Here is a 25,046-nt window from a genome sequence, read left to right on the forward strand (position 1 = left end):
AAATGACGCGGCGCCTGATTATGCTGCAGCGCCCATTGACTTCGGCGCCGGAGGCTTCTAACGCTTCAAAAAATTTCGTGGCGCGGCGCGGCGCCATGAGCGATTCGGGGCCGCGTCGGCGTCACGCCGGCGACCATGATTTCGAGACAGGCGGTCTCACAGGCTTGAAGAACAAAAACCGTAGCGGCGGCGCACAGGAGCCAGAAAGACGAAAGTCTCTCTCTCTCGTCTCGGCCGTTCGCCGGAAAAGGGCGGAACAAGCATGTCCCTGAGAGTTTCAGGCAAGAACATCAATATCGGCGAAGCGCTGCGCACCCATATCACCCAGCGGCTCGAAACCGCCGCGTCGAAATATTTCGACGGCGCCATCAGCGGCCACGTCACCATCACGCCGGAAGGATCGGGCTACCGCGCCGATTGCAGCCTTCATCTGACCTCCGGCATCGTCCTTCAGGCCGACGGCAGGGCGCAGGAGCCCTACGCCACCTTCGATCAGGCGGCGGACCGCATCGAAAAGCGGCTGCGCCGCTATAAGAGCAGGCTCAAGAGCCATCACGACGGGCATGGCCAGGAGGCCGCGCCCGAGGTCGTGCCCTATCAGGTGATCGAGGCGCCGGATCAGGAGAGCGACGCGCCGGCCGAATTCAGCCCGGCGGTGATCGCGGAATCGACCAGGCGGCTGCCCCGCATGTCGGTTTCCGCGGCGGTGCTCGACCTCGACCTCACCGGCGCGCCCGTGCTCGTGTTTCGTCACGCAAATACAGGCCGCGTCAATATTGTATATCGGCGCAGCGACGACAATATCGGGTGGATCGACACGCCCGGCGGAGAATAGGCGCGGCTGGCGCTTTCGAAAATCGCCGCCGGTTGGTCATAATGGCGGCTTCCTCGGCATGTAACTTGCGATTTGCTTCTGCCGGCGCGCGGGTCGGCAGAAGGACTGGCTTCACAAACGCTTCAACGGATAGGGCGTCGCATGCGGCTTACGGATATTCTCACGCCGGAAGCGGTCATCGCCAATTTGAAGGCGACGACGAAAAAGCAGCTGCTTCAGGAGTTGAGCGATCGGGCGGCGAAGCTTTCCGGTCTGCCCGCGCGTGAAATCTTCGACGCGCTGCTGCATCGCGAGCGGCTCGGTTCGACCGGAATCGGCGAAGGCATCGCCATTCCGCATGGCAAGCTCGCCAGGGTGAAATCGATTTTCGGGATTTTCGCGCGCCTCGATCGTCCGGTTGATTTCGCGTCGCTCGATGGCGCGCCGGTCGATCTGGTGTTTCTGCTGGTCGCGCCGGAAGCGTCGGGCGCCGATCATCTCAAGGCGCTGGCCTGCGCGGCGCGGATGCTTCGCGACCCTGGACTGGTCGCCACCATCCGCGCCACGCGGGATCATGACGCGCTCTACTCTCTGATTGCGCAGCGCTCGGCGAAGCCTCACGCCGCGTAACTATCGACGTCCGGCTTACTCGGCGGGCGTCGGCGCGCGCTTCTGTCCGCCGCCATGCGAGGCGTGCCCGCCCTTGCGGCCCGCTTCCGACGCCAGCATGTGGTCGCGCGAGAAGCTGCGTTTGGCGGGATTCACGCTCTGGCCGCCCTTGCGTCCGGCGCGCGCAGCGAGATCGGGGTTCTGCGAAAAGCTGCGCTTTTCGTCGGGAACGCTCTTTCCGCCCTTGCGCGCGATGGCGCGTTGCTTTTCCGGGTCCATCGAAGCAAAGCCGCGATTGGATTTCTTTACTACAGGTTGCGTCACTTCAGTCATTTTCGCCTCTCGAAGAATCCCCAGCTCCGATGCTGCAACATTCTCCAAAGGCCAAGTTTCTTTCAATTGCGGATAGTACGTACCTTGGCAGTACGTACTTCCGCGTGTATCGGCAAACATCATTGAAAGACGGAGGAAAAGACCCGTTGCGCCGCGCCGGCGCGCGGGCGGCCCCGCTGAAAAAACCTCAGGAATCCCGCGGCCGCGAGCGCTTGTCGAAAAAGAGCGCCTGGCTGATCACGGCCTTGAGGCTTTCGACGCTGAAGGGTTTGGTGACGAGAAAGGCGGGCTCCGGCGGCGCGCCGGTGAGAAAGCGCTCCGGATAGGCCGTGACGAAGATCACCGGCGTCGAGAGATCGTTGAGAATTTCATTGACCGCGTCGAGTCCCGAGCTTCCGTCGGCAAGCTGTATGTCGGCGAGGATAAGCCCAGGCTTGCCCTCCTGAATAGCGCCAACCGCCTCGCGATGCGTGCGCGCCATGCCCACGACGCGATGCCCCAATTCCTCCACAATGCTGCGGAGGTCATGAGCGATCAGCGGTTCGTCCTCGATGATCAGCACGTCGGTCGCGATCTGATCGGCGATCTCCGAGTTTGCGGCCTCGACCAGCGCCGCGGCCTCGCGTTCCGAAACCCCGAGCGTCTCGCCAACCTGCTCCAGATCGAAGCCTTCGAGCGCGTTCAACAGAAAGGCGATGCGCGGGCGCAGCGAAATCGCGTCGAGATTGCGTCTTGCGCCGCCGATGTCTTCGGGCCCGGCGCAGGAGCGGTCGATATGGGCGTTGATCGGAGCGTCGGCCCAGACATCGAGAAACAGACGATAAAGCGCGACCCGCGTATCGTCATGAGATTGTAATTTCTGGGGTTCAGCGACAAGCGCCTCGAGGGTCGCCAGCGCATAGGCGTCGCCGCCCTCGCGGTTGCCGACCAGCGCGCGAGCGAAACGGCGAAGATAAGGAATATGCGCTGAAACATCGAACGAAAGCGACATCTTATACGACTCCGGCGGCGACCGCGTGCGGGAACAGAAGCGCTGACCGAACCACTGCGGCAAAACATCACGCATTTTTTAAGGAACCAATCCTTTGGCGGGACGTTTTGCCTATCGTCCGTGCACTGCACTATATCGCGCGGCGAAATGAGTGCGCCACAGGAATCATGAAACTCAAATTCGAGGGCTCCATGGGGAAAAACAATCCGGAGAATATGGTTACGCGCGTAAAGGCTGACGAAGACCAATTCCCTGGCGACACGCGCTATTTCCCCGGACCCGGGTCCCGGACGATGGAAGCCTTCCCGAGAGGATTCAACGGGGGCTATGGCGCAGATCGTCTCGCCGCGCCGCGAGAAAAGGCGCTCGAGGCGAAAGGCCCGGCTCTCTGTTCGAACGGCGTCGCGGCCAAGGCCAAGCATGGCGTGGATTTCGGCGACGTCATCGGCAAGGAGCTCCAGAACCTCTATGACGACGTTATCGCCCAGCCGGTGCCGGATCGCTTTTTAAGTCTCTTGAACCAGCTGGAAAAGAATGTGGTATCCTCCGGGCTGTCGAAAAGCGCGCCCGGGGAGAGAGAGTGAACGCCGAGGGTCGTCGTCTCAACGGAGGAGAAAGCCCGAAGGCCGACCTCATTGCGGCTATCCCCAGCCTGCGCGCCTTCGCAGTGTCGATCTGCGGCAACTCCGACCGGGCCGATGATCTCGTCCAGGAGACGCTGGTGAAGGCTTGGGGAAGTCTTTCTTCCTTCTCCGAGGGCACCAATCTCACGGCGTGGCTCTTCACCATCCTTCGCAACATCTACTACAGCGAATATCGCAAGCGGCGACGCGAGGCGCCCGACCCGGACGGCGCGATCGCGGCGCGGCTCGTCGCGCCCGAGTCGCAGCATGCGCATATGGATTTCCTCGATTTCCGCGACGCGCTGCAGAAGCTGCCGCTCGACCAGCGCGAGGCGCTCATTCTCGTCGCGGCCTCCGGCATGTCCTATGAGGAAGCGGCAGAGATTTGCGGTTGCGCGCCCGGCACGATGAAGAGCAGGGTCAATCGCGCGCGCAATCGTCTCGCCGAACTCATGTCGCCTCCCGCCGGTCCCGCGGGCGAGGCGCGCGAGACGCGACGACAGGAAGCGCTCACCCAAGATTGAAGCGGAATCGGAAATGCCGCATAGGGGGCGCATCATTCATGCCCTTCATGCGAGCGAAACCGATGACTGAAGACCACCGTATTGAACGCGACTCCTTTGGCGACATCGCCGTGCCGTCCTGGGCTTACTGGGGCGCGCAGACGCAGCGCTCGCGCGAGAATTTTCCCATCGGCGGCGACACCATGCCGATCGAAATCATACACGCCCTCGCCCGCATCAAGCTCGCCGCCGCGCAGGTCAATGCGAAGAAGGGCCTGCTGAAGCCGGAAATCGCGGACGCCATCTCCGCCGCCGCGCGCGAAGTGATCGAGGGCAAGCTCGACGAACATTTTCCACTCGTCGTCTGGCAGACCGGCTCCGGCACCCAGACCAATATGAACGTCAATGAAGTCATCGCCAATCGCGCCAATGAAATGCTGGGCGCGGGACGCGGCGCCAAATCGCCCGTGCATCCCAACGATCACGTCAATCTCGGCCAGTCTTCGAACGACAGTTTCCCGACCGCGATTCACATCGCCGGCGCGCTGACGATTTCGGGCCGCCTCCTGCCGGCGGTCGAGCGCCTGCATATCGCGCTGAACGCCAAGGCGCAGAAATTCGCGCATATCATCAAGATCGGCCGAACCCATCTGCAGGACGCGACGCCCGTCACGCTCGGCCAGGAATTTTCCGGCTACGCCGCACAGGCCGAATTCGCGCTCAAGCGCATCCGCTACAGCCTTGGCGATCTTCTCTTCCTCGCGCAGGGCGGCACGGCGGTCGGGACGGGCGTCAACACCTTCAAGGGATTCGGCGAAGAAGTCGCCGCTCATGTCGCGCAGCAGACGGGGCTTCCCTTCCAGACCGCGCCGAACAAATTCGAGGCGCTCGCCGCTCACGACGCCATCGTCTTCGCGCATGGCGCGATCAATTCGCTGGCTTCCGGCCTCTACAAGATCGCCTGCGACATTCGCCTGCTCGGCTCCGGTCCGCGCGCGGGCTTTGCGGAGCTGAAATTGCCGGAGAACGAGCCGGGCTCCTCCATCATGCCGGGCAAGGTCAATCCGACGCAGGTGGAGTCCCTGACGATGGTCTGCACGCGCGTCTTCGGCAACAATGCGACGATCACCTTCGCCGCGTCGCAAGGCCATCTCGAACTCAATGTGCTGAAGCCTGTCGTCGCTTTCGCGCTGCTCGAATCGACGATTCTTCTCGCGGACGGAATCGACAGCTTCATCACGCGCTGCATCGACGGCATCGAGGCGGATGAAGCGAACATCAAGCGTTTCCTCGAACGTTCGCTGATGCTCGTCACCGCGCTCGCGCCGAAGATCGGCTATGACGCAGCCTCCAAAATCGCGCGCGCCGCGCATCACAATGGCACGAGCCTGAAGGAAGAGGCGCTTCTCTCCGGCAAGGTGACGGAAGCGGAGTTCGACGAAATCGTGCGGCCGGAGAAAATGCTGGAGCCCAACGACTGATTGGCGATCAGCCTTTCGGGGATTTGCGGGCGAGAAGGTCGGGCCTTCTCGCCCGCGTCAGTTTCAGCGCCTCTTCATGGCGCCATTTCGCGATTTTCGCATGATCGCCGGAGAGCAGAATATCCGGTATCGCGCGCCCCTCCACTTCGCGCGGGCGCGTGTATTGCGGATATTCGAGAAGCCCGGTTTCGAAACTCTCCTCGTCGCCGGAAGATTCCTCGCCCATCACGCCGGGCAGAAGCCGCACGCAGGCGTCGATGATCGTCAAGGCGGCGATTTCTCCACCCGATAAGATGTAGTCGCCGATCGAAACCTCTTCGAGATTTCTCGCGGCGATGATGCGCTCGTCCACGCCCTCGAAACGCGCGCAGAGAATGATCGCGCCCGGCCCTTGCGCAAGTTCGCGCACGCGCGACTGCGTGAGCGGTTTTCCGCGCGGGCTCGTGAGAAGACGCGGACGCGGATCGCCGGCGGGCGCCGCAGCGTCGATCGCCGCCGCGAGAACGTCGGCGCGCATCACCATGCCGGGGCCGCCGCCCGCAGGCGTGTCGTCCACGGCGCGATGGCGTCCGAGCCCATGCTCGCGAATCTGTCTCGTCTCCAGTTCCCAGACGCCGCGCGTCAGCGCATCGCCGGCAAGCGAGAGGCCGAGCGGGCCGGGAAACATTTCGGGAAAGAGGGTCAGAATTGTCGCGCGCCACATGGGGGCGTTATGGCATGCGGTTGTTGGAGGCTGCTAGTCCGGCGCGTCCTCGTCTCCGATTTCCATCGGCGGCTCGATAATCACCCGCCCCTCGGCGATGCTCACCACCGGCGCGACAGCCCTGGTGAAGGGAAACATCAGCGTCTCGCCGCCGTCCGGCGGAGTCACCTCCAGAATGTCCCCCGCCCCGAAATTGCGCACGGCGACGACGCGGCCGATTTCCACGCCCTCGCGCGTTTGCGCGCGCAGGCCCACCAGATCGGCGAGATAGAATTCGTCTTCGTCGGGCGGCGGAAGTTTTTCGCGCGGCAGATAAAGCTCGACGCCGGTCAGCGCCTCGGCTCCCGTGCGGTCGCTCACCCCCTCGACGCGGGCGACGAGCATGTCCTTGCCCTGCGGGCGGACTGAAGCGAGCTTGAACGATTTCGTTCCGCTCTTGTCGGTCAAGGGACCGTAGGAGGCGATCGCCAGCGGGTCGGCTGTGTAGCTTTGCAGGCGAATTTCGCCGCGCACGCCATGCGGCGCGCCGAAACGGCCGAGCAGGACGAGGTTCTTTTCAGCGGCCATCCGATTTCCTCATCCCGAGGAGCGAGCGAAGCGCGCGTCTCGAAGGAGAAGGAAATCGACGCGCGCATTCGCCCTCGCGCTTCGAGACGCGTCCTTCGGACGCTCCTCGGCATGAGGGCGAACAGGGTGCGCCATTGGCGGCCTTACTCGGCGGCTTCCGCAGCACCGGCGGCGGCGGCCGCGCGCTCCTGGGCCTTCTTCTTAGGCTGCGCCTTTTCGGGATTATTTCGGGCCTCGCGCTTCATGACGCCGGCGGCGTCGAGGATGCGGGCGACGCGGTCGGTCGGCTGGGCGCCCTTAACGAGCCACGCCTTGGCCTTCTCGACGTCAAGCACGACGCGGTCGGCGGCGTCCTTGGCCTTCAGCGGGTCGAAGGTGCCGAGCTTCTCGATGTAGCGGCCGTCGCGGGGCGAGCGCGAATCGGCGACGACGACGCGATAGAAGGGGCGCTTCTTGGCGCCGCCGCGGGCGAGACGAATCTTGAGAGACATGGGTTTTCCTTTTGTAGTTTAATGGCTTACTTCTTTTTCCCGAACGGATTGAGTCCGCTCAGCATTCCTGAGCCGAGTCCCGGAAGGCCCGGCTTCTGCGACAGGAGATCGGCGGGCGGGGCGGAGGGAATTCCCTTCCCCGCGCCGGGGGCGCCGGCGCCCAGCTTCTCCTGCAATTTCTGCAGCTCCTCCTGCGAGGGCATTTCCATGCCCTTCGGACCGAGCCCCATCATCTGCGCGGCCTTGCTCATCATTCCGCCGCGCTTGCCGGCGCCGAAGGACTTCATGAGGTCGGCCATCTGGCGGTGCTGCTTGAGGAGGCGGTTGACCTCCTCGACCTTCGCGCCGGAACCCGCCGCGATGCGCTTCTTGCGCGAGGCCTTGAGGATGTCGGGGTTGCGCCGCTCCTGCGGCGTCATCGACAGGATGATGGCGCGCTGGCGCTTGATGAGGCCGTCGTCGAGATTGGCCTTGGCGAGCTGGTCCTTCATCTTGGCGACGCCCGGAAGGAGGCCCATGATTCCGCCGAGGCCGCCGATCTTCTCGACCTGCGCGAGCTGGTCGCAGAGGTCCTGAAGGTCGAACTTGCCCTTGGCCATGCGCTCGGCGGCCTTGCGGGCCTGCTCCGCGTCGATGGCCGCCGCCGCCTTCTCGACGAGCGCGACGATGTCGCCCATGCCGAGAATGCGGTTGGCGATGCGCGTCGGCGCGAATTCGTCCAGCGCGTCCATCTTCTCGCCGACGCCGATGAGCTTGATCGGCTTGCCGGTGACGTAACGCATGGAGAGCGCAGCGCCGCCGCGGCCGTCGCCGTCCATACGCGTAAGCACAATACCTGTGAGGCCGACGCGCTCGTCGAAGTTCTTGGCGAGATTGACGGCGTCCTGGCCAGTCAGGGCGTCGGCGACGAGCAGGATTTCATGCGGATTGGCGTAGGACTTGATGTCCGCCATTTCCTGCATGAGGGGCTCGTCGATATGCGTGCGTCCCGCCGTGTCGAGCAGCACCACGTCGTAGCCTTCGAGGCGCGCGGCCTCCATGGCGCGACGGGCGATCTGCAGCGGCGTCTGGCCGGGAACGATGGGGAGCGTGTCCACCTCCACCTGCCGGCCGAGGACGGCGAGCTGCTCCTGGGCGGCGGGGCGCTTCACGTCGAGAGAGACCATGAGCGAGCGCTTGCCGTGGCGCTCCTTCAGCCGCTTGGCGATCTTCGCCGTCGTCGTGGTTTTGCCGGCGCCCTGAAGGCCGACCATCATGATGGCGATGGGGGGCTTGGCCGCGAGGTCGATCGGCTCGGCGGTTTCGCCCAGCGTCTCGATCAGAGCGTCATTGACGATCTTGACGACCATCTGGCCCGGCGAGACCGACTTGATGACGCCCGCGCCGACGGCGCGGTCGCGCACCTTGTCGGCGAAGGAGCGCACCACGTCGAGCGCGACGTCGGCCTCAAGAAGCGCCCGGCGGATTTCGCGCAGGGCCTCGTTGACGTCGGCCTCGGTCAGAGAGCCGCGTCGCGTCAGCCTGTCGAATACGCTGGAGAGCTTGTCGGAAAGGCTCTCGAACATCAGGTTTCTCCCGCGGCGCGCGTCGCTCTCGCAACGGCCCGCTCCAAAGCAAAACGCGCCCGGGGGCGCATCGCGCTGCCGGGCGTTGGCCTGCCGCCTCTCGGGCGGCTCGGCTGGTGAGCAGGTCTCTCTTTCGAGATTTGACAGAGTTTTTATGCGCGCGACGGTCCCAAGTCAATTGCGCGACATGGTAACCGCGTTTTCGCCTTGCTGTAGCGTAGCCGCAAATTCCGGCCTATGCGTCGAACGTCTCGCCCGTCCGCGCTGGAGTCCCGCCTTTGGCAGCGTCGCTTTCAACTGTGGCAATCGCCCGCCGCGCTCTCGCCGGCCCGGCGGTCGCGCTCGGCCTTCGCGGCTCCGGGGCGCTCCTCAATATCGCGACCTTCACGCTCGCGGCCCGGGTCATGGCCCCCGACGAGTTCGGCCGCCTCGCCATGTGGTTTTCCGCGCTGTCCTTCCTCGCCGTCGCGGCGGTCAATGGACAGGACACGTTCATCGCCCGCTCATGGGGCGAATATTGCGGGCGCGGCGATCCGGCGACGGCCATCGCGGCCTGGCGATCCGGATGGCGGATGACGCTCGTCGGCGCGGCTGTCGCGGCCGCGGCGCTTCTCGGTCTCGGCGGCTCCCTGACCGGCCTGCCGGACGGGACGCTGCGCGCCGCCGCCGCCTTCCTCTTCATGCAGACAGCCCTGCATTATTCCTCCGGTTCGAGCCGCGTGATCGCCGGTTTCCTCGTCTCGGAAAGCAACCGCGAGGCGACTTGGCGCGTGATCCTCATCCTCGCCCTGGGGGCCTGCGCCCTCGCCGGCGGCGTGACAGCGGCGGGCTTCTTCTGGCTTGCGGCCGCGGGCATGGCGCCGGCGATTCTCTTGCAGCTGATCGCCGTGCGGCGCGCCCTGCCGGCTGCGTCGTCCAATCGCGCCGTGGCGGAAGAACGGGGTCTCTGGCGCGCCCGCGCGGGCGCCATGTGGGCCTCGGCGGTGATCGAGGCGGCGGGGCAGCACGCCGACGTCATGTTGATCGGCTTCGTCGCCTCGCCCGTTGTCGCGGGCGATTATTTCGTCGCCGCGCGCATTGCGAATATCTTCCTGATGCTCGTGAGCGGGCTCGGCGCCTATGTCGCCGCGCATGGGGCCAATCTCTATTTCTCCGGCCGCGTCGCGGAGCTCCAGAATATGTTCCGCGCCGTCGTGGCGGCGGCCGTCGCGCTGGCGGCGCCGGCTTATCTCATGATCCTTCTGTTCGGCGACGCCATATTGTCGCTCTTCGGCGAAAGATTCGCGGCGATCTACCCCACGCTCGTCGTCCTGGCCTCCGCCGCCTTCGTCGTCGCCATGTGCGGGCTCGCGCCGGGCGTTCTGCTCCTGACCGGCCTCGAGGCGCTTTACTCCCGCATCGTCGCCGCGGCGACGGCGGCGCGAATCGCGCTCTCCGCCATGCTTGCGATTGCTTTCGGGGCGACCGGCGCGGCCTGCGGCTGGGCGTTCGTCGCCGCGCCCGTGGCGGTCGCGCTCGTCGTCCTCTGCCGACGGCGACGGGGCGTCGATCCTTCCGTCTATTGCCTGATCTCGCCGCCGGGTCCGTTGGCGGGCGAAATGCGCGAATCGTCGCTGTCCCGCGCCAGCGCCAATTAAGGTAAATATCTAAATTCATTGAAAATTATTGAATTTACGCCGTCTTCTGGCTACGACTTGACCTCGACTTCAAGGAGGGCTGGATGGCGGGTTTGGGGGGCTTGCGCGGAGATCTCGGGTGCCGCCAGATCGGGGAGGCCGACCTCGGCCCTGTCATCGCCTGCCTTCGGCGTGGGTTTCCGGGTCGTTCCCGCGCCTATTGGGAGGCCGGAATTGCCCGCCTCTCGCGACGCGAGCCGGTCGAGGGATGCCCGAAATACGGCTATCTGCTCGAGAGCGCCGGACAGACCGTCGGCGTCATTCTGATGATCTTTTCCTGCTACGGCGAGGGCGCCAGCGCTGAAATCCGCTGCAATCTGTCGAGCTGGTGCGTCGATCCCGAATATCGCAGCTATGGCGCCCGGCTCGTTTTCGCGGCCGTGCGCCATCGGGGCGTCACTTTCACCAACGTCTCGCCGATGGAGCCGACATGGGCCGTCGCCTCGGGCTTCGGCTTCCAGCGCTTCTGCGAGGGGCAGTTCGTCTTTCTGCCCGCGCTCAACCGCCCCGCGAGAGGCGACAGGACGCTTCCCTACTCGCCGGATTTGCCCGAGGCGCGGGCCCTGAGCGAGGAGGAGCGGCGCATATTGGACGAGCACGCCGCCATGGGCTGCCTCTCGCTGATCTGCGTGAGCGGCGGGAAGGTCGCCCCTCTCGTCCTGCAGCGCAAGCTCTTGCTGAAGGGCCTCGCGCCCGCCCGGCAGATCGTCTATTGCCGGGACATCGCCGATCTCCCGCGCATTGCCGGGACGCTGGGGCGGTTTCTTCTGGCGCGCGGCGGCCTTCTCTGCGTCGTGGACGCCAATGGGGGGATCGAGGGGCTTTCCGGCCGTTTCTTCCACAATCGCGGACCGAAATATTTCCGGGGGCCGAGACCGCCGAAGCTCGGCGACCTGTCCTATTCGGAAATCGTTCTTTTCGGCGCCTGACCCCGCGCGTTTTGCGCAATAATGCGACTCGTTTCCCGAGGCCGCGACCCAGTGAGACCAACGCTCGCATCCTTTGTCGATTCGCTCGAAGGCGAGGCGCCGCCGCCGCTGACCGCGCCGTTGCGGGCGCTGTGGCTCGACGCGAAGGGCGACTGGGACGGCGCGCACAAATGTGTCGACGAACTTTCCGATCCCGACGCCATGTGGGTCCACGCCTATCTGCATCGCAAGGAAGGCGACCAATGGAACGCCGGTTACTGGTATCGGCGCGCAGGGCGGCCGCCGCATCGCGGCCCGCTCGATGAAGAGTGGCGGGAGATCGTAACGGCGCTGGTCGGAAAAGACGCGGGGTGAGCGCGCCGGGCCTGTCCGACGCGCGGGATTTGCTGCGCAGCAATTTCGGCTTTTCCGACTTTCTGCCGGGGCAGGCGGAGGTGATCGAGGCGGTGCTGGCGGGCCGCGACGCCCTCGCCGTCATGCCGACGGGCTCGGGGAAATCGCTCCTCTATCAATTGCCCGCCATGGCGGGTCCCGGCCTCGTCGTCGTCGCCTCGCCGCTCATCGCGCTGATGCGCGACCAGCTCCGGGGGCTTGCCGACAAGGGCGTTCCCGCCGTGGCGCTGCACTCGGCGCAGGACGATCCAGAGGCGATGGCCGCGATTCATGCCGTCTCCAGCGGCCGCGCCCGCCTGCTCTACGCCGCGCCCGAACGGCTGGCGCAGGAGGGAATGCAGGATTTGCTGCGCAAAAAACAGATCAAACTTTTCGCGGTGGACGAAGCGCATTGCGTCTCGCACTGGGGTCACGAGTTCCGCCCCGACTATCGGGCGCTCGGCGACATTGCGCGAAAACTCGGCGCGCCGGTGCTGGCGGTCACGGCCACCGCCGGCCCCCGCACCCGAGCCGACATCTCGCGGATTTTGTTTTCCCGCTCGCCGGACGTTTTCGTCCGCTCCTTCGCGCGGCCCAATCTGTCGCTTGGATTTGCGCGCAAGCGCCCCGGCCTGCGGCAGATCGTCGATTTCGCGGGGCGCGCGCGCGAGAGCGGGATCGTCTATTGCAACTCCCGCCGCATGGCGGACGCGCTGGCGGTCGATCTCGCGCGCCTCGGCCTCGACGCGCTGCCCTATCACGCCGGCCTCGACGCTTTTACGCGCTCCGCCCACCAGGACGCCTTCTTTGGCCGCAAGGGCGTCGTGATGGTGGCGACCATCGCCTTCGGCATGGGCGTCGACAAGCCCGACGTGCGCTTCATCGTCCACGCCGATCTGCCGACCTCGATCGAGGGCTATTATCAGGAGATTGGCCGCGCGGGGCGCGACGGGGCGCCAGCGCGGGCGCTGGGCCTGTTCACGCCGCGCGAACTCGTCCTGAGTTGGGGCGTCCCGACGGCGGCGCAGGCCGATGAGGCGGCCGCCGGCGATTACGCCCGCCGCAAGGCCATGGCGCGGCTCGCCGTCGCCCATGGCTGCCGCTTCCAGACCCTGCTCGCGGAATTCAGCGAGGAGAGCGCCCCCTGCGGCAAATGCGACCATTGCCGCGGCGGCCCGCTCGCCTGGCCGCGCCGGGCCGGCGCGCTGGCGCTCGGCTGGCGCGTGGCGGCGGAGAGCCGACTGGCGCATTTTTCAGTCGACGCCGCAGAGCCTGCGGAAGCGGACCCGCCTGCTGCGCAGCCCCCGGTCGCGGGGCCGATCCCGGATCGGGAGGCGCCGCTGACGGTGGCCGATGAACGGCTGCTGCGCGCGTTGCAGGCCGAGCGGCTCGCGATCGCGCGTCGGCGCGGCCTGCCGCCACGACAGGTGGCGAGCGATGCGGCGCTCCGTTCGCTTGCGACCCGGCGGCCGCTGCGGATCGACGATCCCGTTTTCAGGGATCTGGAAGAACCGGGCGCCTTTCTTTCCGCCATTGGCCGGTTTGTTGGCGAGGAGTGACGTTTCACCCTGCGCTGCAATGCGGTATTGAGGCGCTCCCATGCCGCCTGAGGTAGAAAGATCATGACCGCCGCCGTCCCGAAAGCCCCTGCCGAATTCAGGCAGGTCATGGTCGGGCTCGGCCTCGCGATGCTGCTGTCGGCGCTGGACCAGACCATCGTCGTCACCGCCATGCCGACGATCGGCGCCGATCTCGGCGACCCGCAGAACCTGCCCTGGATCGTGACCGCCTATCTCGTCGCCGCGACGGTGGTGACGCCGCTTTACGGAAAATTCGCCGACGTCTACGGGCGCCGGATCGTGCTGCTCGTCGGCGTGACGACCTTCATTGTCGGCTCGATCGCCTGCGCGCTGGCGCCGACCATGGCGGCGCTCGCCGTCGCGCGGCTCGTGCAGGGACTCGGCGGCGGCGGCCTCATTTCGCTCGCCCAGACCATCGTCGCCGATCTCGTCAGCCCCCGCGAACGCGGCCGATACCAGACCTATTTCGCCGCCGTCTTCATCACCTCGAGCGTCGCCGGGCCGGCGCTGGGCGGTCTTTTTGCGCAATATCTGCACTGGTCGCTGATCTTCTGGATCAACCTGCCGCTCGGCCTCGCCGCGCTTCTCATCACCAATGCGCGGCTGAAGCGGCTCCCGGAACGCCGCCATCCGCACAAGGTCGATTATCCGGGCGCCTTGCTGCTGGTGCTGGCTTCGGGCGCGATGGTCCTCGCGCTCGGCTGGGGCGGCTCGCGCTACGCCTGGGCGTCCGCGCCGATCCTCGCGCTGCTTTGCGGCTCGGCGCTGTTCTGGTCGCTTTTCGCCTGGCGCGTCCGGGTCGCCGAGGAGCCGCTCATTCCCCTGCGCATCCTCGGCCTGCGAATCGTGCGCGACGCCATTTTTTCGAGCGCCTCGGGGCTCGGCGCCTTCGTCGGGCTTTCCGTCGTCATGCCGATCTATTTCGAGGTCGTCGCAGGGCTGAGCGCCCGCGATTCCGGCCTCGTGCTGATCCCGCTGATGTGCGCGACGGTCATCGGCGCCACGCTCTCCGGCCGGCTGATGGCGGTGATTCGTCATTACAAGATCGTGCCGCTCCTCGGCCTCGGCGTCGGGACGCTCGCCGCCGCCGTCGCCGCCTGGCGGGTGGACAGCCTTTCCTTTCTCGCGCTGAACACGCTGCTGACGCTCGTCACTTTCGGCGTCGGCGCCATGCTGCCGGTCGCGACCGTCTCCGTGCAGAACGCCGTCCTCGCCCGCGATCTCGGCACGGCGACGGCGACGACCCAGTTCTTCCGCCAGCTCGGATCGGCGGCGGTCGTCGCGCTTTTCGGGGCGCTCGCGCTCGGCGGCGGGAGGGCCGCGCTTATCGAGGAGACGGCCGTCTCGCCCGATTCGATACGCGCGCTAATTATGAGCTTCAGGCTGGTGTTTTCGGCGCTTGCGCTCTGCATGGCCCTCTCTTTCGTCTTCATGGCGCGAATGGAGGAGCGGCCGCTGACGGGCGAGCGGCGACACTGAGCGGTCCTTTTTTCCTTGCCCATGGCATGGAATTTTCTAGAAGGAATGTCCCGCCCCGCCTGCAAGGACACGTCCATGACCTCTCTCGACAGTTTCAACGCCCGTCAAAAGCTCGTCGTCGGGGATCGGACCTATGACTATTTCTCGCTGAAGGCGGCCGAGGCGAATGGCCTTCCGGGCGTCTCGCGGCTGCCCTACTCGCTGAAAGTCGTTCTCGAGAATTTGCTGCGCAACGAGGACGGCCGCTGGGTGACGAAGGAGACGATCCAGTCCTTCGCAAAATGGCTGACCGAAAAGGGCAAGACCGAGCGCGAAATCGCCTTCAGCCCGGCGCGCGTGCTGATGCAGGATTTCACGGGCGTGCCGGCGGTCGTGGATCTCGCCGCTATGCGCGACGCCATGGTCGCCCTGGGTGGAAATCCGCAGAAGATCAATCCGCTGGTGCCGGTCGATCTCGTCATCGACCACTCCGTCATCGTCGATGAATTCGGGACGCCCCGCGCCTTCGCGCAGAATGTCGAGCGCGAATATGAACGCAATGGCGAGCGCTACCGCTTCCTGAAATGGGGCCAGTCGGCCTTCGACAATTTCCGCGTCGTGCCCCCCGGAACCGGCATCTGCCATCAGGTCAATCTGGAATATCTGGCGCAGACGGTCTGGACCCGCGCCGAGCAGGCGAACGGCGAAAGCGTCGAGGTCGCCTATCCCGACACGCTGGTCGGCACCGATTCGCACACCACCATGGTCAATGGCCTCGCCGTGCTGGGCTGGGGCGTCGGCGGCATCGAGGCGGAAGCGGCCATGCTCGGCCAGCCGCTGTCGATGCTGGCCCCGGAGGTGATCGGCTTCAAGGTCACAGGCGCGCCGAAGGAGGGCGTGACCGCGACCGATGTGGTGCTGACCGTCACGCAGATGCTGCGCAAAAAGGGCGTCGTCGGAAAGTTCGTCGAGTTCTATGGCGAGGGGCTGAATCATCTGTCGCTCGCCGATCGCGCGACCATCGCCAATATGGCGCCCGAATATGGCGCGACCTGCGGCTTCTTCCCCGTGGACGTCGAGACGCTCGCCTATCTCAACACCTCGGGCCGCACGGCCGAGCGCATCGCGCTGATCGAGGCCTATACGCAGGCGCAGGGCATGCTGCGCACGAGCGAGACGCCCGACCCGGAATTCACGGATACGCTTTCGCTCGATCTCGCCGAGGTGAAGCCTTCACTCGCCGGCCCAAAACGGCCCGAGGGGCGCGTGGCGCTGGAGGATATCGGCGCGGCTTTCGAGGCGGCTCTGGCGTCGGAATACAAGAAGGAAGGCGGGCTGGGCCCGCGCCACAAGGTCGAGGGGACGAATTATGACCTCGGCCATGGCGACGTCGTCATCGCCGCGATAACCTCCTGCACCAACACCTCGAATCCGAGCGTGCTGATCGGCGCGGGCCTGCTCGCGCGCAACGCCGTCGCCAGGGGGCTGAAGGTCAAGCCCTGGGTGAAGACGTCGCTTGCGCCGGGAAGTCAGGTGGTCGGGCAGTATCTCGCCAGATCCGGCCTGCAGAAGTCGCTCGACGAACTCGGCTTCAATCTGGTCGGCTTCGGCTGCACGACCTGCATCGGCAATTCCGGCCCGCTGCCGGCGCCGGTGTCGAAGACCATCAACGCCCATGATCTCGTCGCGGCCTCGGTGCTCTCCGGCAACCGCAATTTCGAGGGCCGCGTGAATCCGGACGTGCAGGCGAATTACCTCGCCTCGCCCCCTCTCGTCGTCGCTTTCGCGATCGCCGGAACGGTCGCGACCGATCTGACGAAGGATCCGCTCGGGACCGGCGCCGACGGCAAGCCCGTCTATCTGCGCGACATCTGGCCGACCAGCGAAGAGATCGACGGCTTCATCCGCGAAAATGTCACGCGCGAACTTTTCCGCGACACATACGCCAATGTGTTCGACGGCGACGCGCACTGGCGCGCGGTCGAGGCGCCGGCGGGCGAGACATATCTGTGGGACGATCATTCGACCTACGTCCGAAACCCGCCCTATTTCACAGGTTTGACCCGGCAACCCCGCCCCGTCTCCGACATTGTCGGCGCGCGCGTCCTCGCGCTTTTCGGCGACAAGATCACCACCGATCACATCTCGCCGGCCGGCTCGATCAAGGCCGCCTCGCCCGCGGGCAAATGGCTGATGGACAATGGCGTCGTCCAGGCCGACTTCAACCAGTACGGCACACGGCGCGGCAATCATGAAGTGATGATGCGCGGCACCTTCGCCAATATCCGCATCAAGAACCACATGATGAAGGACGCCGAAGGGATCATTCCCGAAGGCGGCCTCACGAAATATTACCCGGGTGGCGAGACGCTTTCGATCTACGACGCGGCGATGCGCTACCAGAAGGACGGCGTGCCGCTGGTCGTCTTCGCCGGCGCCGAATATGGCAATGGCTCCTCGCGCGACTGGGCGGCGAAGGGCACGGCGCTTCTCGGCGTGCGCGCGGTGATCGCCCAGAGCTTCGAGCGCATTCACCGCTCCAATCTTGTCGGCATGGGCGTGCTGCCTCTGACCTTCGAGCCGGGAACGAGCTGGGCGTCGCTGGGGCTGACGGGGCAGGAGACGGTTGCGATTCGCGGCCTCGCGGCCGGCCTCACGCCGCGTCAGACGCTGTACGCCGAAATCACATTTTCTGACGGCTCAGTGGTTTCATCGCCACTGTTACTTCGCATCGATACGCTCGACGAGTTAGAATACTTCAAAAATGGAGGCATTCTGCCTTACGTGCTGCGACAACTTGCCTCGTGAATCGGCTGGAAAAGTGGGATGACTTGATTGACGAAACAAGCATCCTGCGACATCAATGACGCGCTGAGGCGTGGGACCGTTGAGGTCGTCGCGCATTGCGACGACAGTCATTGAGGCGCGGCGCAAGAAGCAAAAAAAATCAGCGGATAGGGGAAACGACAGGATGAAGACCTTCAAGATTGCCACGGCGGTCGCCATGTTCGCCGCGATGACCGCTCCGTCCTTCGCGAGCTGCGACACGCATGCCGAAGATGAACAGGCGGTCTGCGCCAGCAAGTGCGAAGACGCCTATCTGAAGGACCAGCAGGGCTGGACCGCCGACATGGACAAAGTCAAGGCCAACAAGAAGGCCTGCGACGAGAAGTGCGGCTGCCCGCAGAACTCGAAGAATCTCTAAGTCGAATTTTCGCTTCTCGCGAGGCGAGACGACAAATCGGGGCGTGCAACATCTGCACGCCCTTTTTGTTCGGCGCGACATTCGCCCATGGATTCAAGCGTCGACCGTGGCGTGAGCCGGGCCGTCCGGCGCCTTTTCGAGGCCTTGGACGATGAAATCCGCCGAATTTTTTGGGGGTGGGAGGTGAGTGTTATGAGCGGCGCGCGATTGACACACGCCATTTCTTCCCCCATCGTCCAGCGCGCTTGCCGCGATCTTTGGGGCCGGTACTGTTGTTGCGGGATTGGTTCGAACGCAATCGCAAGCCAATCAAGCTTAGAAGAAGTAGAGGAAACCACAGAATGAAGAAATTCGCCTTTGTCACGGCGCTCGCCCTCGTCGCCGGCATGACCCCGGCTTTCGCCGATTGCGACACCCGCAAGGCCGATGAGGACAAGCAGGCCGCGGCGGCGTCGAAGTGCTACGACGAGTATCTCGCCCGTAAGATGAACTACGGCGCCAACAAGGACGAGCTGCGCGCCAACTTCAAGGCCTGCAACGAGAAGGCCGGCTGCTCGCAGAACGACAAGCTGCTCGACTAAGAGCATACGGGCGCCTCTTCCCTCGAGGAGAGGCCGTTCCGAAACACAAGGGCGCGCAGATCATGCGCGCCCATAATTTTTGGTTCACTGCGAATAGACGTTGCCGTCCGGACCCTTCCAGCCCTTCGGGTCTTCGTAGAAGCGATATTCCTCGTCGAAGGTCACCGTCTCGCCGGGCGCGACATATTGCTTGCCCTTCGGATCGGCGCTGCGCGGCGCGGTCACGTAATGCTTGCTCGGCGAGCAGCCGTCCTTGAATTTGCCTGCGTCGTCCGGCTTGCAGTCGAGATTGGCGCCATCGGGAAACTGCACTCTGGCGTTGAAGAAGATTTCATAACCCTTCTCGCCGGTCGCGTGCATTTCCAGGCGCTCGCTCATCGTCTGCTTGAACTCGAGAACCTTGCCGGGCTTGTCGAAGCGCTGCTTCAGGAGATTTTCAAAAATCTGCTTGGCGTGATCCTCGGTCGGGTCGCAACCGAACATGCAATAGGCCTGCGCCGATCCCGCGGCCAGGGGCGCCGCGGCGAGCGTCAGGGCGATGAGTTTCAAGAACGCGCCTCGCATTTCGCTTCCTCATGTGTTGATTTCGACGCCTTTGCGGCGCTTGCGCGAGAGACTAATGCGCTTTTGCGCAAAAGTCTTCAGCGCCCGTCCGGCGTCGTCGTTCCGCCCCAGGAGTCCTTCACCTGGCCGAAATGGACCGACGGATCGTAACGCTCCTCGCCCAGACGCAGCGTCTCGGTCGACAATCGGCCCATGGCGGCGAGCACGGCGTAAGAGGCGACGACGCGCTCGCGCTGGGCGTAGATCAGGCCGATGCGGGCGTTGAGCAGCTCCTGCTGCGCGTTGAGAATGTCGAGCGTCGTGCGTTGTCCGGCCTTGGCTTCCTCGCGCACGCCGTAAAGCGCGCGCTCGGCGGCGGCGATCTGCGTCTGCGCGGCGGCGATCTGCGTCTTCGCCGCCTGCAGCGCGCCCCAATTCGCGCGCACCAGCGCAATCACGTCGGCCCGCGCCACGTCCACGTCGAGCCTGCGCTGTCCGGCGACCTCTTTCGCCTCCCGCGTCTGCGCGGATGTAAGGCCGCCGTCATAGAGCGGCACGTTGAGGCGTCCGCCGACCATGGCCCCGATGTTGCGGTTGTAAATGCCGCCGATGTTGGTCTGGGTGAAAATATTGCCGACGACGGACAGTTTCGGCATGAAATCCGATTCGATCACCTTGACGTCGAGATCGGCGACGTCGACGTCGTGCAAGGCGGCGAGAATGACGGGGTGCTCGGCCTGAGCGACGCGCTCGACCTCACCGCGCGACTTCGGCAGCAGGGCGTCGACGGCGGCGCCCGGCGAAAGCTTCTTCGGCTCGACGCCGATCGTCTGGCGATAGGCGCCGACGCTCGTCTCGAGCGCCGCGCGCGCCTGTCCGACGAGCGACCGACCCGCCGCAAGGCGCGCCTCGGCCTGCGCGATGTCCGTCAGGGTGATCTGGCCCGCCAGATAACGCTCGCGCGTCTGCCGCAACTGCTCGGCGAGCACGGCGACGTTGTTTTCCTGCAATTTGAGCGCGGCGGTGTCGCGCAGCACATTCATGTAAGCGGAGACGGCGGAAAACAGCACGCGCTGCTCGGTGAGCCTCAGCCGCTCCCGTCCCGCGAAAACGCCGGTTTCGGCGGCCCGCGTGGCGTTCTGCGTCTTGAAGCCGTCGAAGACGGGTTGTTCGACGCTCAGGCCCGCGGAGCGGGGTACGCTGCCTCCGCTTTGCGTGCTCTTGACGAGCCCCGGCGGAACGGTCGGATCGACGATGTCGGTCTCGTTCTGAATCTGGACGTTGCGATTTTGCTGCACGCCGAGAAATGTGTTCGCCGAAGCGCGCGGACGCATGCCCGCACGCGCCTGCGGCACCTTCTCGTCGAGCGCGCGCAGTCCGGCGCGACCGGAATTGAGGACCGGACTATTGTCATAGGCGAGCAGCAAGGCGCCGTTCAGCGTCTCCGCGCCTGCGGGCGCGACAATCGCGCAACAAGCGATGAGAACGAGGGCGCTCCGGGCGTTCACGCCGCCTCCTCGCGTTGCGTCGGCGTCTTGTCGCCGAAGAAGGCGTAGAGCGCCGGCAGAACCAGCAGCGTCAGCAGCGTCGCGCTGATCAGGCCGCCGATGACGACGGTGGCGATCGGCCGCTGCACCTCGGCGCCTGTCGACGTCGCGAGCGCCATCGGCACGAAGCCGAGCGAGGCGACGAGCGCCGTCATGATGACGGGGCGCAGACGCGTCATGGCGCCCTTGAAAATCGCCTCGCGCTCGGGAACGCCGCTCGTCATCAGCTGGTGGATGTAGGTGCGCATGACCAGGCCGTTGAGCACGGCGACGCCGGAAAGCGCGATGAAGCCCACCGCCGCCGAGACCGACATGGGCATGCCGCGCAGCCAGAGCGCCGCAACGCCGCCCGAAAGAGCGAGCGGCACGGCGGTGAAAACAAGCAACGCGTCGCGCGCCGAGCCCAGCGCCGAGTAGAGCAGCAGAAAGATCATGAAGAAGCAGATCGGCACCACGATCATCAACCGCTTGCGCGCTTCCGCGAGATTTTCGAACTGCCCGCCCCACACGATCCAGTAGCCGGGCGGAACGGCGACCTTGGCGTCCACCTTGGCGCGCGCCTCGTTGACGACGGAGGCGATGTCGCGCCCGCGCACATTGGCGCTCACGACGACGCGCCGCTTGCCGTTCTCGCGCGACACCTGATTCTGTCCGTCGATAGTCGAGAAGCTCGCCACCTGTTTGAGTTGCACCGTCGCCACATGACCTTGCGCGTCGGGCGGCAGCGACACTGGAATGGTCTCCAGCGCCTCGGCGTTTTCGCGCAGATTGTCGCGCAGCCGCACGATGATCGGGAAGCGACGGTCGCCCTCGAAGATTATACCCGCCTGCTGCCCGCCAACGGCCGCGCCGATCGTATCCTGAACCGCCGCGAGGCTGAGGCCGTAGCGCGCGATCGCCGCCTTGTCGACCTTGATGTCGAGAAGCGGCAGTCCCGTCACCTGTTCGACCTTTACATCGGTCGCGCCGGGCGTTGCGCGCAGGATCGCAGCGATGTGATTGGCCGCCTTCAGCATCGCGTCGAAATCCTCGCCGAACACCTTCACTGCAATATCGCCGCGCACGCCAGCGAGCAGCTCGTTGAACCGCAGCTGGATCGGTTGCGAAAATTCATAGGCGTTGCCGGGAAGCTTCTCGATCCTTTCGCTGATCATGTCGATCAATGCGTTCTTGGGCAGATGCGGATCGGGCCATTCCTCCTGCGGCTTCAGCATGACGAATGTATCGGTCAGATTTGGCGGCATCGGGTCCGTGGCGACTTCCGCGGTGCCGGTTTTGGAGAACACGTAATCGACCTGCGGCAAGGCGCGGATCGTGTTCTCGATATCAAGCTGCATCGCCTGCGACTGCGTGAGCGAGGCGCTCGGAATCCGGTTCGCCTGCAAGGCGATATTCTTCTCGTCGAGAGTCGGAATGAACTCCTGACCGAGATTCGCATAGAGAATCGCGGCGAAAAGGAAGGAGCCGACGCCGATCGCCATCACTTTCAAAGGCGCGTTCATCGCCCATTTCAGCAACGGCTCGTAAATACGCTTCAGCGCCAGGATGATAGCGTTTTCCGTCTCCTCGCCATGACCGGAGACGAAGAGGGCGATCATTGCGGGAAAGAAGGTCAGCGAGAGCACGAATTCCGACAGCAGGGCGATGATGACGGTCATCGCCATCGGATGGAACATCTTGCCCTCGACGCCCGAGAAGCTGAGGATCGGCAGATAGACGAGGATGATGATCGATTGCCCGTAGACCGTCGGCCGCCGCATCTCGACGGCGGAGCTGATGACCGTTTCGTGCCGCTCCTCCATGGTCAGCCGCCGCCCCAGCGCATGCTGGCGCTCGGAGAGATGGCGCAGGCTGTTTTCGGCGACGATGATCGCGCCGTCGGCGATGAGTCCGAAGTCGAGCGCGCCGAGGCTCATCAGATTGGCGCTTATCTTGCCGAGATACATGCCGATCGCGAGAAAGAGCATGGTCACGGGAATGACCGTCGCCGTCACCAGCGCGGCGCGGAAATCGCTCAGCATCACGAACAGAACGAGGATGACGAGCGCCGCCCCTTCCGCGAGATTCTTCGCAACCGTCCTGATCGTCGCGTCGACGAGCACCGTGCGGTTGAGGATCGTGCGCACCTCGATCCCCGGCGGCAGCGACTTCACGATCTCTTTCATCTTCGCGTCGACCGCGGCGGAGACGGTGCGGCTGTTGGCGCCGATCAGCATCAGCGCCGTGCCGATGACGACCTCCTCGCCGTTCATGCTGGCGCTGCCCATGCGCAATTCGCGCCCGATGGCGATATTGGCGATTTCTCCCGTGCGCACCGGCACGCCGTTGCGGGTGGTCGCCACGACGTTGCGGATGTCGTCCACGGTCTCGAGGCGTCCGCCGCTGCGCACGACGAGACCCTCGCCATTGCGCTCGACATAGCCGGCGCCGCGGCTGACGTTGTTCTTCTCGATCGTCGCGGCGAGGTCGCTGAAGGAGAGGCCCAGCGCCATGAGTTTCGCCGGGTCCGGCTGCACATGGTACTGTTTCACATGGCCGCCGAGCGAGTCGACGCCGGCGACGCCCGGCACGGTGCGCAGCTGCGGCCGGATGATCCAGTCCTGCACCGTGCGAAGATATGACTCCTTCTCGACGCTCGTGCGCAGCAGCATGCCTTCGGGCGTGAGATAGGCGCCGTCGCTCTGCCAGCCCGCTTCGCCGTCATGGGCGGCGAGCTTGCGCGGCTCCCTGAAGCGCACCGTCCACATATAGATTTCGGAGAGGCCGGTCGAAATCGGCCCCATGCGCAATTCGACCTGCGGCGGAAAATCCTCCCGCGCCTGGCCGATGCGCTCATTGACCTGCTGGCGTGCAAAATAGATGTCGATATTGTCGGCGAAAACGGCCGTCACCTGCGCGAAACCGTTGCGTGACAGCGAGCGCGTGTATTCGAGGCCCGGAATGCCCGCGAGCGCGTTCTCGATTGGATAGGTGACCTGCTTTTCTATCTCGAAAGCGGAAAGCGCGGGCGCCCTGGCGTTGATCTGCACCTGATTATTGGTGATGTCCGGAACCGCGTCGATCGGCAGATGCGCGAGCGCCCACACGCCGAACCCGCCGACGAGCGCCACAAGCAAGACGACCAGCCAGCGGCTATGGACCGAAAAGGCGATGATCCGCTGCATCATGGCCGGCCGCCGTCACTCCTCGGGGATTTCGCTCTTGCCGGATTCGGCCTTGAGCAGGAAACTGTTCGCGGCGGCGATCGTCTCGCCGGGCGCGAGTCCCTTAGTCACTTCGACGGCGTTGTCGTCGCCCTCGCCGGTTTCGATCCGGCGCTTCTCGAAACCTTCCGCCACGCGCACGAAGACGGTCGGCTCATTATGGATGAGCTGCACCGCGACGCGCGGGACGAGCAGTTTCACCGGCGTCTGCGCCAGCGCGATTTCAGCGTTGAGCACCATGCCGGGATGCAAGGCAAAGTCGGCGTTCTTGAAGCTGGCGACGACATGGCCGGTGCGGGTCTCCGGCGTGACCATCGCATTGATGATCGTGACCTTGCCCTGGAAGCTGCGGCCGTCCGCCGCCTTCAGCGTCACCGGCTGGCCGTCCCGAATGCTCGCAAGACTGGCGACCGGGACGGAAAGATCGACCTCGACGACCGAAAGATCGGCGAGCATGTAGAGCTCGCTCTCCGCTGTCACCGGCTGGCCGATATTGACGAGTCGCTGGATCACCCGGCCGGCGATCGGCGCGCGAATCTCCTTCTGGCGCAGGCGTGTGATCGGTTGCGTGGCGAGAGCGGAGATCTCCGATTCGGAGAGATCGAGCGCGGCGAGCTTCTGGCGGGCGAGATCGAGACGAAGTTTCGCTTCCATGAAGGTCGTCTTCGCCTTCAGGAAGAGTTGCTCGGCCGTGATCTTCTTCTCGAACAGCCCCTTTTCGCGCTGAAACAGATGCGACTGCAGCTCGTAATTCACCGAGGCCGCGAGATATTCGCTCTTGGCGTCGGCGACTTCGCGCGAATCGATGACGGCGATCGCCTCATTGGCCGCGACCATGTCGCCGAGTTTCTTGCGCAGCTCGGCGACGACGCCCGAGACCTTCGCCGCGACGCGCGCGAGATGGTCGGGGTCGGGCTTGACGGCAGCGGGGACGATGAGATCGCGGGTCAGGACGCCAGGTCCGACCTTTACGGTTTCGATCTTCGACGCTTCGATCTGCTCGGGCGTGAGCTTCAGGAGTCCCTCCGGCGACTCCGGCCCGGCGGCCTTGTCGCCGCTCGCCGTCTCCGTGGGCGTCCCGCGAAGACGGCCGAACACGCCCGGCAAGGCGGCCCCGACCGCGAGGCTCGCGATAATGGCGACAAGGAGGGTTACGTTGCGGGACATCGTCGGCTGTCGGGCTCCAAGACGCAGCGGCCGGAACGCTTTCTGACTGCTATCACTCACGCGGCGCTCAAGCCATTCGCAGCCGGCGCGAAGATGGGGATAACC

Annotated in this window: 23 protein-coding genes; 13 read left to right on the plus strand and 10 right to left on the minus strand. The window is 65.0% G+C overall.

Going from position 1 to position 25,046, the window contains the following annotated elements; all coding sequences use genetic code 11:
- Positions 1 to 262 precede the first annotated feature (262 nt).
- Positions 263 to 835: a ribosome hibernation-promoting factor, HPF/YfiA family gene (hpf, locus tag LG047_RS10570; protein WP_227966586.1), complete on the plus strand. Its 573-nt coding sequence runs from the start codon at positions 263 to 265 to the stop codon at positions 833 to 835.
- A 141-nt stretch (positions 836 to 976) separates the two neighbouring features.
- On the plus strand, positions 977 to 1,444 hold the full coding sequence (gene ptsN, locus LG047_RS10575; protein ID WP_036284582.1) for a PTS IIA-like nitrogen regulatory protein PtsN: 468 nt from the start codon (positions 977 to 979) through the stop codon (positions 1,442 to 1,444).
- A gap of 15 nt (positions 1,445 to 1,459) precedes the next feature.
- Here ptsN and LG047_RS10580 read toward each other — a convergent pair whose 3' ends face one another.
- Both LG047_RS10580 and LG047_RS10585 read right to left on the minus strand, forming a co-directional pair.
- Positions 1,460 to 1,756, minus strand: a complete 297-nt coding sequence (locus tag LG047_RS10580) for a general stress protein (protein ID WP_227966587.1) — start codon at positions 1,754 to 1,756, stop codon at positions 1,460 to 1,462.
- Between the two features lie 187 nt (positions 1,757 to 1,943).
- On the minus strand, positions 1,944 to 2,747 hold the full coding sequence (locus LG047_RS10585) for a response regulator (protein ID WP_036284588.1): 804 nt from the start codon (positions 2,745 to 2,747) through the stop codon (positions 1,944 to 1,946).
- A gap of 167 nt (positions 2,748 to 2,914) precedes the next feature.
- Between LG047_RS10585 and LG047_RS10590 the strand changes: the two genes are divergently transcribed.
- The 3 genes from LG047_RS10590 (at position 2,915) to fumC (ending at position 5,354) form a co-directional block, all read left to right on the plus strand.
- Positions 2,915 to 3,331 carry a NepR family anti-sigma factor gene (locus tag LG047_RS10590; RefSeq protein WP_036284591.1) on the plus strand — a complete coding sequence of 139 codons (417 nt, stop codon included), beginning with the start codon at positions 2,915 to 2,917 and terminating at the stop codon, positions 3,329 to 3,331.
- A complete protein-coding gene (locus tag LG047_RS10595; protein WP_227966588.1) occupies positions 3,328 to 3,894 on the plus strand; it encodes a sigma-70 family RNA polymerase sigma factor in 567 nt (188 codons plus the stop codon). Before LG047_RS10590 ends, LG047_RS10595 begins: the two co-directional genes overlap by 4 nt.
- A gap of 62 nt (positions 3,895 to 3,956) precedes the next feature.
- On the plus strand, positions 3,957 to 5,354 hold the full coding sequence (fumC, locus tag LG047_RS10600; RefSeq protein WP_227966589.1) for a class II fumarate hydratase: 1,398 nt from the start codon (positions 3,957 to 3,959) through the stop codon (positions 5,352 to 5,354).
- Between the two features lie 7 nt (positions 5,355 to 5,361).
- On the opposite strand, the gene trmD is transcribed toward fumC, so the two are convergent.
- The 4 genes from trmD to ffh all read right to left on the minus strand — a co-directional run bounded on the left by trmD (position 5,362) and on the right by ffh (position 8,680).
- Positions 5,362 to 6,057: a tRNA (guanosine(37)-N1)-methyltransferase TrmD gene (trmD, locus tag LG047_RS10605; RefSeq protein ID WP_227966590.1), complete on the minus strand. Its 696-nt coding sequence runs from the start codon at positions 6,055 to 6,057 to the stop codon at positions 5,362 to 5,364.
- A 33-nt stretch (positions 6,058 to 6,090) separates the two neighbouring features.
- Positions 6,091 to 6,624, minus strand: a complete 534-nt coding sequence (rimM, locus tag LG047_RS10610) for a ribosome maturation factor RimM (protein ID WP_036284597.1) — start codon at positions 6,622 to 6,624, stop codon at positions 6,091 to 6,093.
- Positions 6,625 to 6,767: 143 nt separating this feature from the next.
- Positions 6,768 to 7,115: a 30S ribosomal protein S16 gene (gene rpsP, locus LG047_RS10615; protein WP_036284600.1), complete on the minus strand. Its 348-nt coding sequence runs from the start codon at positions 7,113 to 7,115 to the stop codon at positions 6,768 to 6,770.
- Between the two features lie 26 nt (positions 7,116 to 7,141).
- Positions 7,142 to 8,680 carry a signal recognition particle protein gene (gene ffh, locus LG047_RS10620; protein WP_227966591.1) on the minus strand — a complete coding sequence of 513 codons (1,539 nt, stop codon included), beginning with the start codon at positions 8,678 to 8,680 and terminating at the stop codon, positions 7,142 to 7,144.
- A gap of 278 nt (positions 8,681 to 8,958) precedes the next feature.
- Here ffh and LG047_RS10625 point away from each other — a divergent pair, with 278 nt between their 5' ends.
- The 8 genes from LG047_RS10625 to LG047_RS10660 all read left to right on the plus strand — a co-directional run bounded on the left by LG047_RS10625 (position 8,959) and on the right by LG047_RS10660 (position 18,481).
- The gene (locus LG047_RS10625; RefSeq protein WP_227966592.1) at positions 8,959 to 10,317 is read left to right on the plus strand and encodes a lipopolysaccharide biosynthesis protein; all 1,359 of its coding nucleotides are present in this window, start codon (positions 8,959 to 8,961) and stop codon (positions 10,315 to 10,317) included.
- Positions 10,318 to 10,400: 83 nt separating this feature from the next.
- A complete protein-coding gene (locus LG047_RS10630) occupies positions 10,401 to 11,285 on the plus strand; it encodes a hypothetical protein (protein ID WP_227966593.1) in 885 nt (294 codons plus the stop codon).
- 51 nt (positions 11,286 to 11,336) lie between these two features.
- A complete protein-coding gene (locus tag LG047_RS10635) occupies positions 11,337 to 11,639 on the plus strand; it encodes a hypothetical protein (RefSeq protein ID WP_227966594.1) in 303 nt (100 codons plus the stop codon).
- On the plus strand, positions 11,636 to 13,216 hold the full coding sequence (locus LG047_RS10640; RefSeq protein ID WP_227966595.1) for a RecQ family ATP-dependent DNA helicase: 1,581 nt from the start codon (positions 11,636 to 11,638) through the stop codon (positions 13,214 to 13,216). The genes LG047_RS10635 and LG047_RS10640 overlap by 4 nt, the downstream gene beginning before the upstream one ends.
- Positions 13,217 to 13,279: 63 nt before the next feature.
- Positions 13,280 to 14,716, plus strand: a complete 1,437-nt coding sequence (locus LG047_RS10645; protein WP_227966596.1) for an MDR family MFS transporter — start codon at positions 13,280 to 13,282, stop codon at positions 14,714 to 14,716.
- Positions 14,717 to 14,791: 75 nt separating this feature from the next.
- Positions 14,792 to 17,503 (plus strand): aconitate hydratase AcnA, encoded by a 2,712-nt coding sequence (acnA, locus tag LG047_RS10650; RefSeq protein WP_227966597.1) that lies wholly within the window; start codon positions 14,792 to 14,794, stop codon positions 17,501 to 17,503.
- Between the two features lie 163 nt (positions 17,504 to 17,666).
- Positions 17,667 to 17,900: a hypothetical protein gene (locus LG047_RS10655; protein WP_227966598.1), complete on the plus strand. Its 234-nt coding sequence runs from the start codon at positions 17,667 to 17,669 to the stop codon at positions 17,898 to 17,900.
- A 341-nt stretch (positions 17,901 to 18,241) separates the two neighbouring features.
- Complete coding sequence (locus LG047_RS10660) at positions 18,242 to 18,481, plus strand: hypothetical protein (protein WP_036284615.1); 240 nt, start codon at positions 18,242 to 18,244, stop codon at positions 18,479 to 18,481.
- 84 nt (positions 18,482 to 18,565) lie between these two features.
- Here the strand turns inward: LG047_RS10660 and LG047_RS10665 are convergent, their stop codons facing one another.
- The 4 genes from LG047_RS10665 to LG047_RS10680 form a co-directional block, all read right to left on the minus strand.
- On the minus strand, positions 18,566 to 19,030 hold the full coding sequence (locus LG047_RS10665) for a hypothetical protein (protein ID WP_227966599.1): 465 nt from the start codon (positions 19,028 to 19,030) through the stop codon (positions 18,566 to 18,568).
- Positions 19,031 to 19,122: 92 nt separating this feature from the next.
- A complete protein-coding gene (locus tag LG047_RS10670) occupies positions 19,123 to 20,532 on the minus strand; it encodes a TolC family outer membrane protein (RefSeq protein ID WP_227966600.1) in 1,410 nt (469 codons plus the stop codon).
- Positions 20,529 to 23,738: an efflux RND transporter permease subunit gene (locus tag LG047_RS10675; protein WP_227966601.1), complete on the minus strand. Its 3,210-nt coding sequence runs from the start codon at positions 23,736 to 23,738 to the stop codon at positions 20,529 to 20,531. Before LG047_RS10675 ends, LG047_RS10670 begins: the two co-directional genes overlap by 4 nt.
- Positions 23,739 to 23,750: 12 nt before the next feature.
- The gene (locus tag LG047_RS10680; RefSeq protein WP_227966602.1) at positions 23,751 to 24,941 is read right to left on the minus strand and encodes an efflux RND transporter periplasmic adaptor subunit; all 1,191 of its coding nucleotides are present in this window, start codon (positions 24,939 to 24,941) and stop codon (positions 23,751 to 23,753) included.
- Between the last annotated feature and the right edge of the window lie 105 nt (positions 24,942 to 25,046).

Source organism: Methylocystis sp. WRRC1 (assembly GCF_020733155.1).
Classification (GTDB): Bacteria; Pseudomonadota; Alphaproteobacteria; order Rhizobiales; family Beijerinckiaceae; genus Methylocystis.

What these genes read in the sequence shown, in the direction of transcription:
- trmD (WP_227966590.1), bottom strand. Translation starts at nt 6,057, where the DNA reads ATGTGGCGCGCGACAATTCTGACCCTCTTTCCCGAAATGTTTCCCGGC.
- LG047_RS10675 (WP_227966601.1), bottom strand. Translation starts at nt 23,738, where the DNA reads ATGATGCAGCGGATCATCGCCTTTTCGGTCCATAGCCGCTGGCTGGTC.
- ffh (WP_227966591.1), bottom strand. Translation starts at nt 8,680, where the DNA reads ATGTTCGAGAGCCTTTCCGACAAGCTCTCCAGCGTATTCGACAGGCTG.
- LG047_RS10580 (WP_227966587.1), bottom strand. Translation starts at nt 1,756, where the DNA reads ATGACTGAAGTGACGCAACCTGTAGTAAAGAAATCCAATCGCGGCTTT.
- LG047_RS10655 (WP_227966598.1), top strand. Translation starts at nt 17,667, where the DNA reads ATGAAGACCTTCAAGATTGCCACGGCGGTCGCCATGTTCGCCGCGATG.
- LG047_RS10660 (WP_036284615.1), top strand. Translation starts at nt 18,242, where the DNA reads ATGAAGAAATTCGCCTTTGTCACGGCGCTCGCCCTCGTCGCCGGCATG.
- hpf (WP_227966586.1), top strand. Translation starts at nt 263, where the DNA reads ATGTCCCTGAGAGTTTCAGGCAAGAACATCAATATCGGCGAAGCGCTG.
- rimM (WP_036284597.1), bottom strand. Translation starts at nt 6,624, where the DNA reads ATGGCCGCTGAAAAGAACCTCGTCCTGCTCGGCCGTTTCGGCGCGCCG.
- ptsN (WP_036284582.1), top strand. Translation starts at nt 977, where the DNA reads ATGCGGCTTACGGATATTCTCACGCCGGAAGCGGTCATCGCCAATTTG.
- LG047_RS10585 (WP_036284588.1), bottom strand. Translation starts at nt 2,747, where the DNA reads ATGTCGCTTTCGTTCGATGTTTCAGCGCATATTCCTTATCTTCGCCGT.
- LG047_RS10630 (WP_227966593.1), top strand. Translation starts at nt 10,401, where the DNA reads ATGGCGGGTTTGGGGGGCTTGCGCGGAGATCTCGGGTGCCGCCAGATC.
- LG047_RS10645 (WP_227966596.1), top strand. Translation starts at nt 13,280, where the DNA reads ATGACCGCCGCCGTCCCGAAAGCCCCTGCCGAATTCAGGCAGGTCATG.
- fumC (WP_227966589.1), top strand. Translation starts at nt 3,957, where the DNA reads ATGACTGAAGACCACCGTATTGAACGCGACTCCTTTGGCGACATCGCC.
- rpsP (WP_036284600.1), bottom strand. Translation starts at nt 7,115, where the DNA reads ATGTCTCTCAAGATTCGTCTCGCCCGCGGCGGCGCCAAGAAGCGCCCC.
- LG047_RS10680 (WP_227966602.1), bottom strand. Translation starts at nt 24,941, where the DNA reads ATGTCCCGCAACGTAACCCTCCTTGTCGCCATTATCGCGAGCCTCGCG.
- acnA (WP_227966597.1), top strand. Translation starts at nt 14,792, where the DNA reads ATGACCTCTCTCGACAGTTTCAACGCCCGTCAAAAGCTCGTCGTCGGG.
- LG047_RS10590 (WP_036284591.1), top strand. Translation starts at nt 2,915, where the DNA reads ATGAAACTCAAATTCGAGGGCTCCATGGGGAAAAACAATCCGGAGAAT.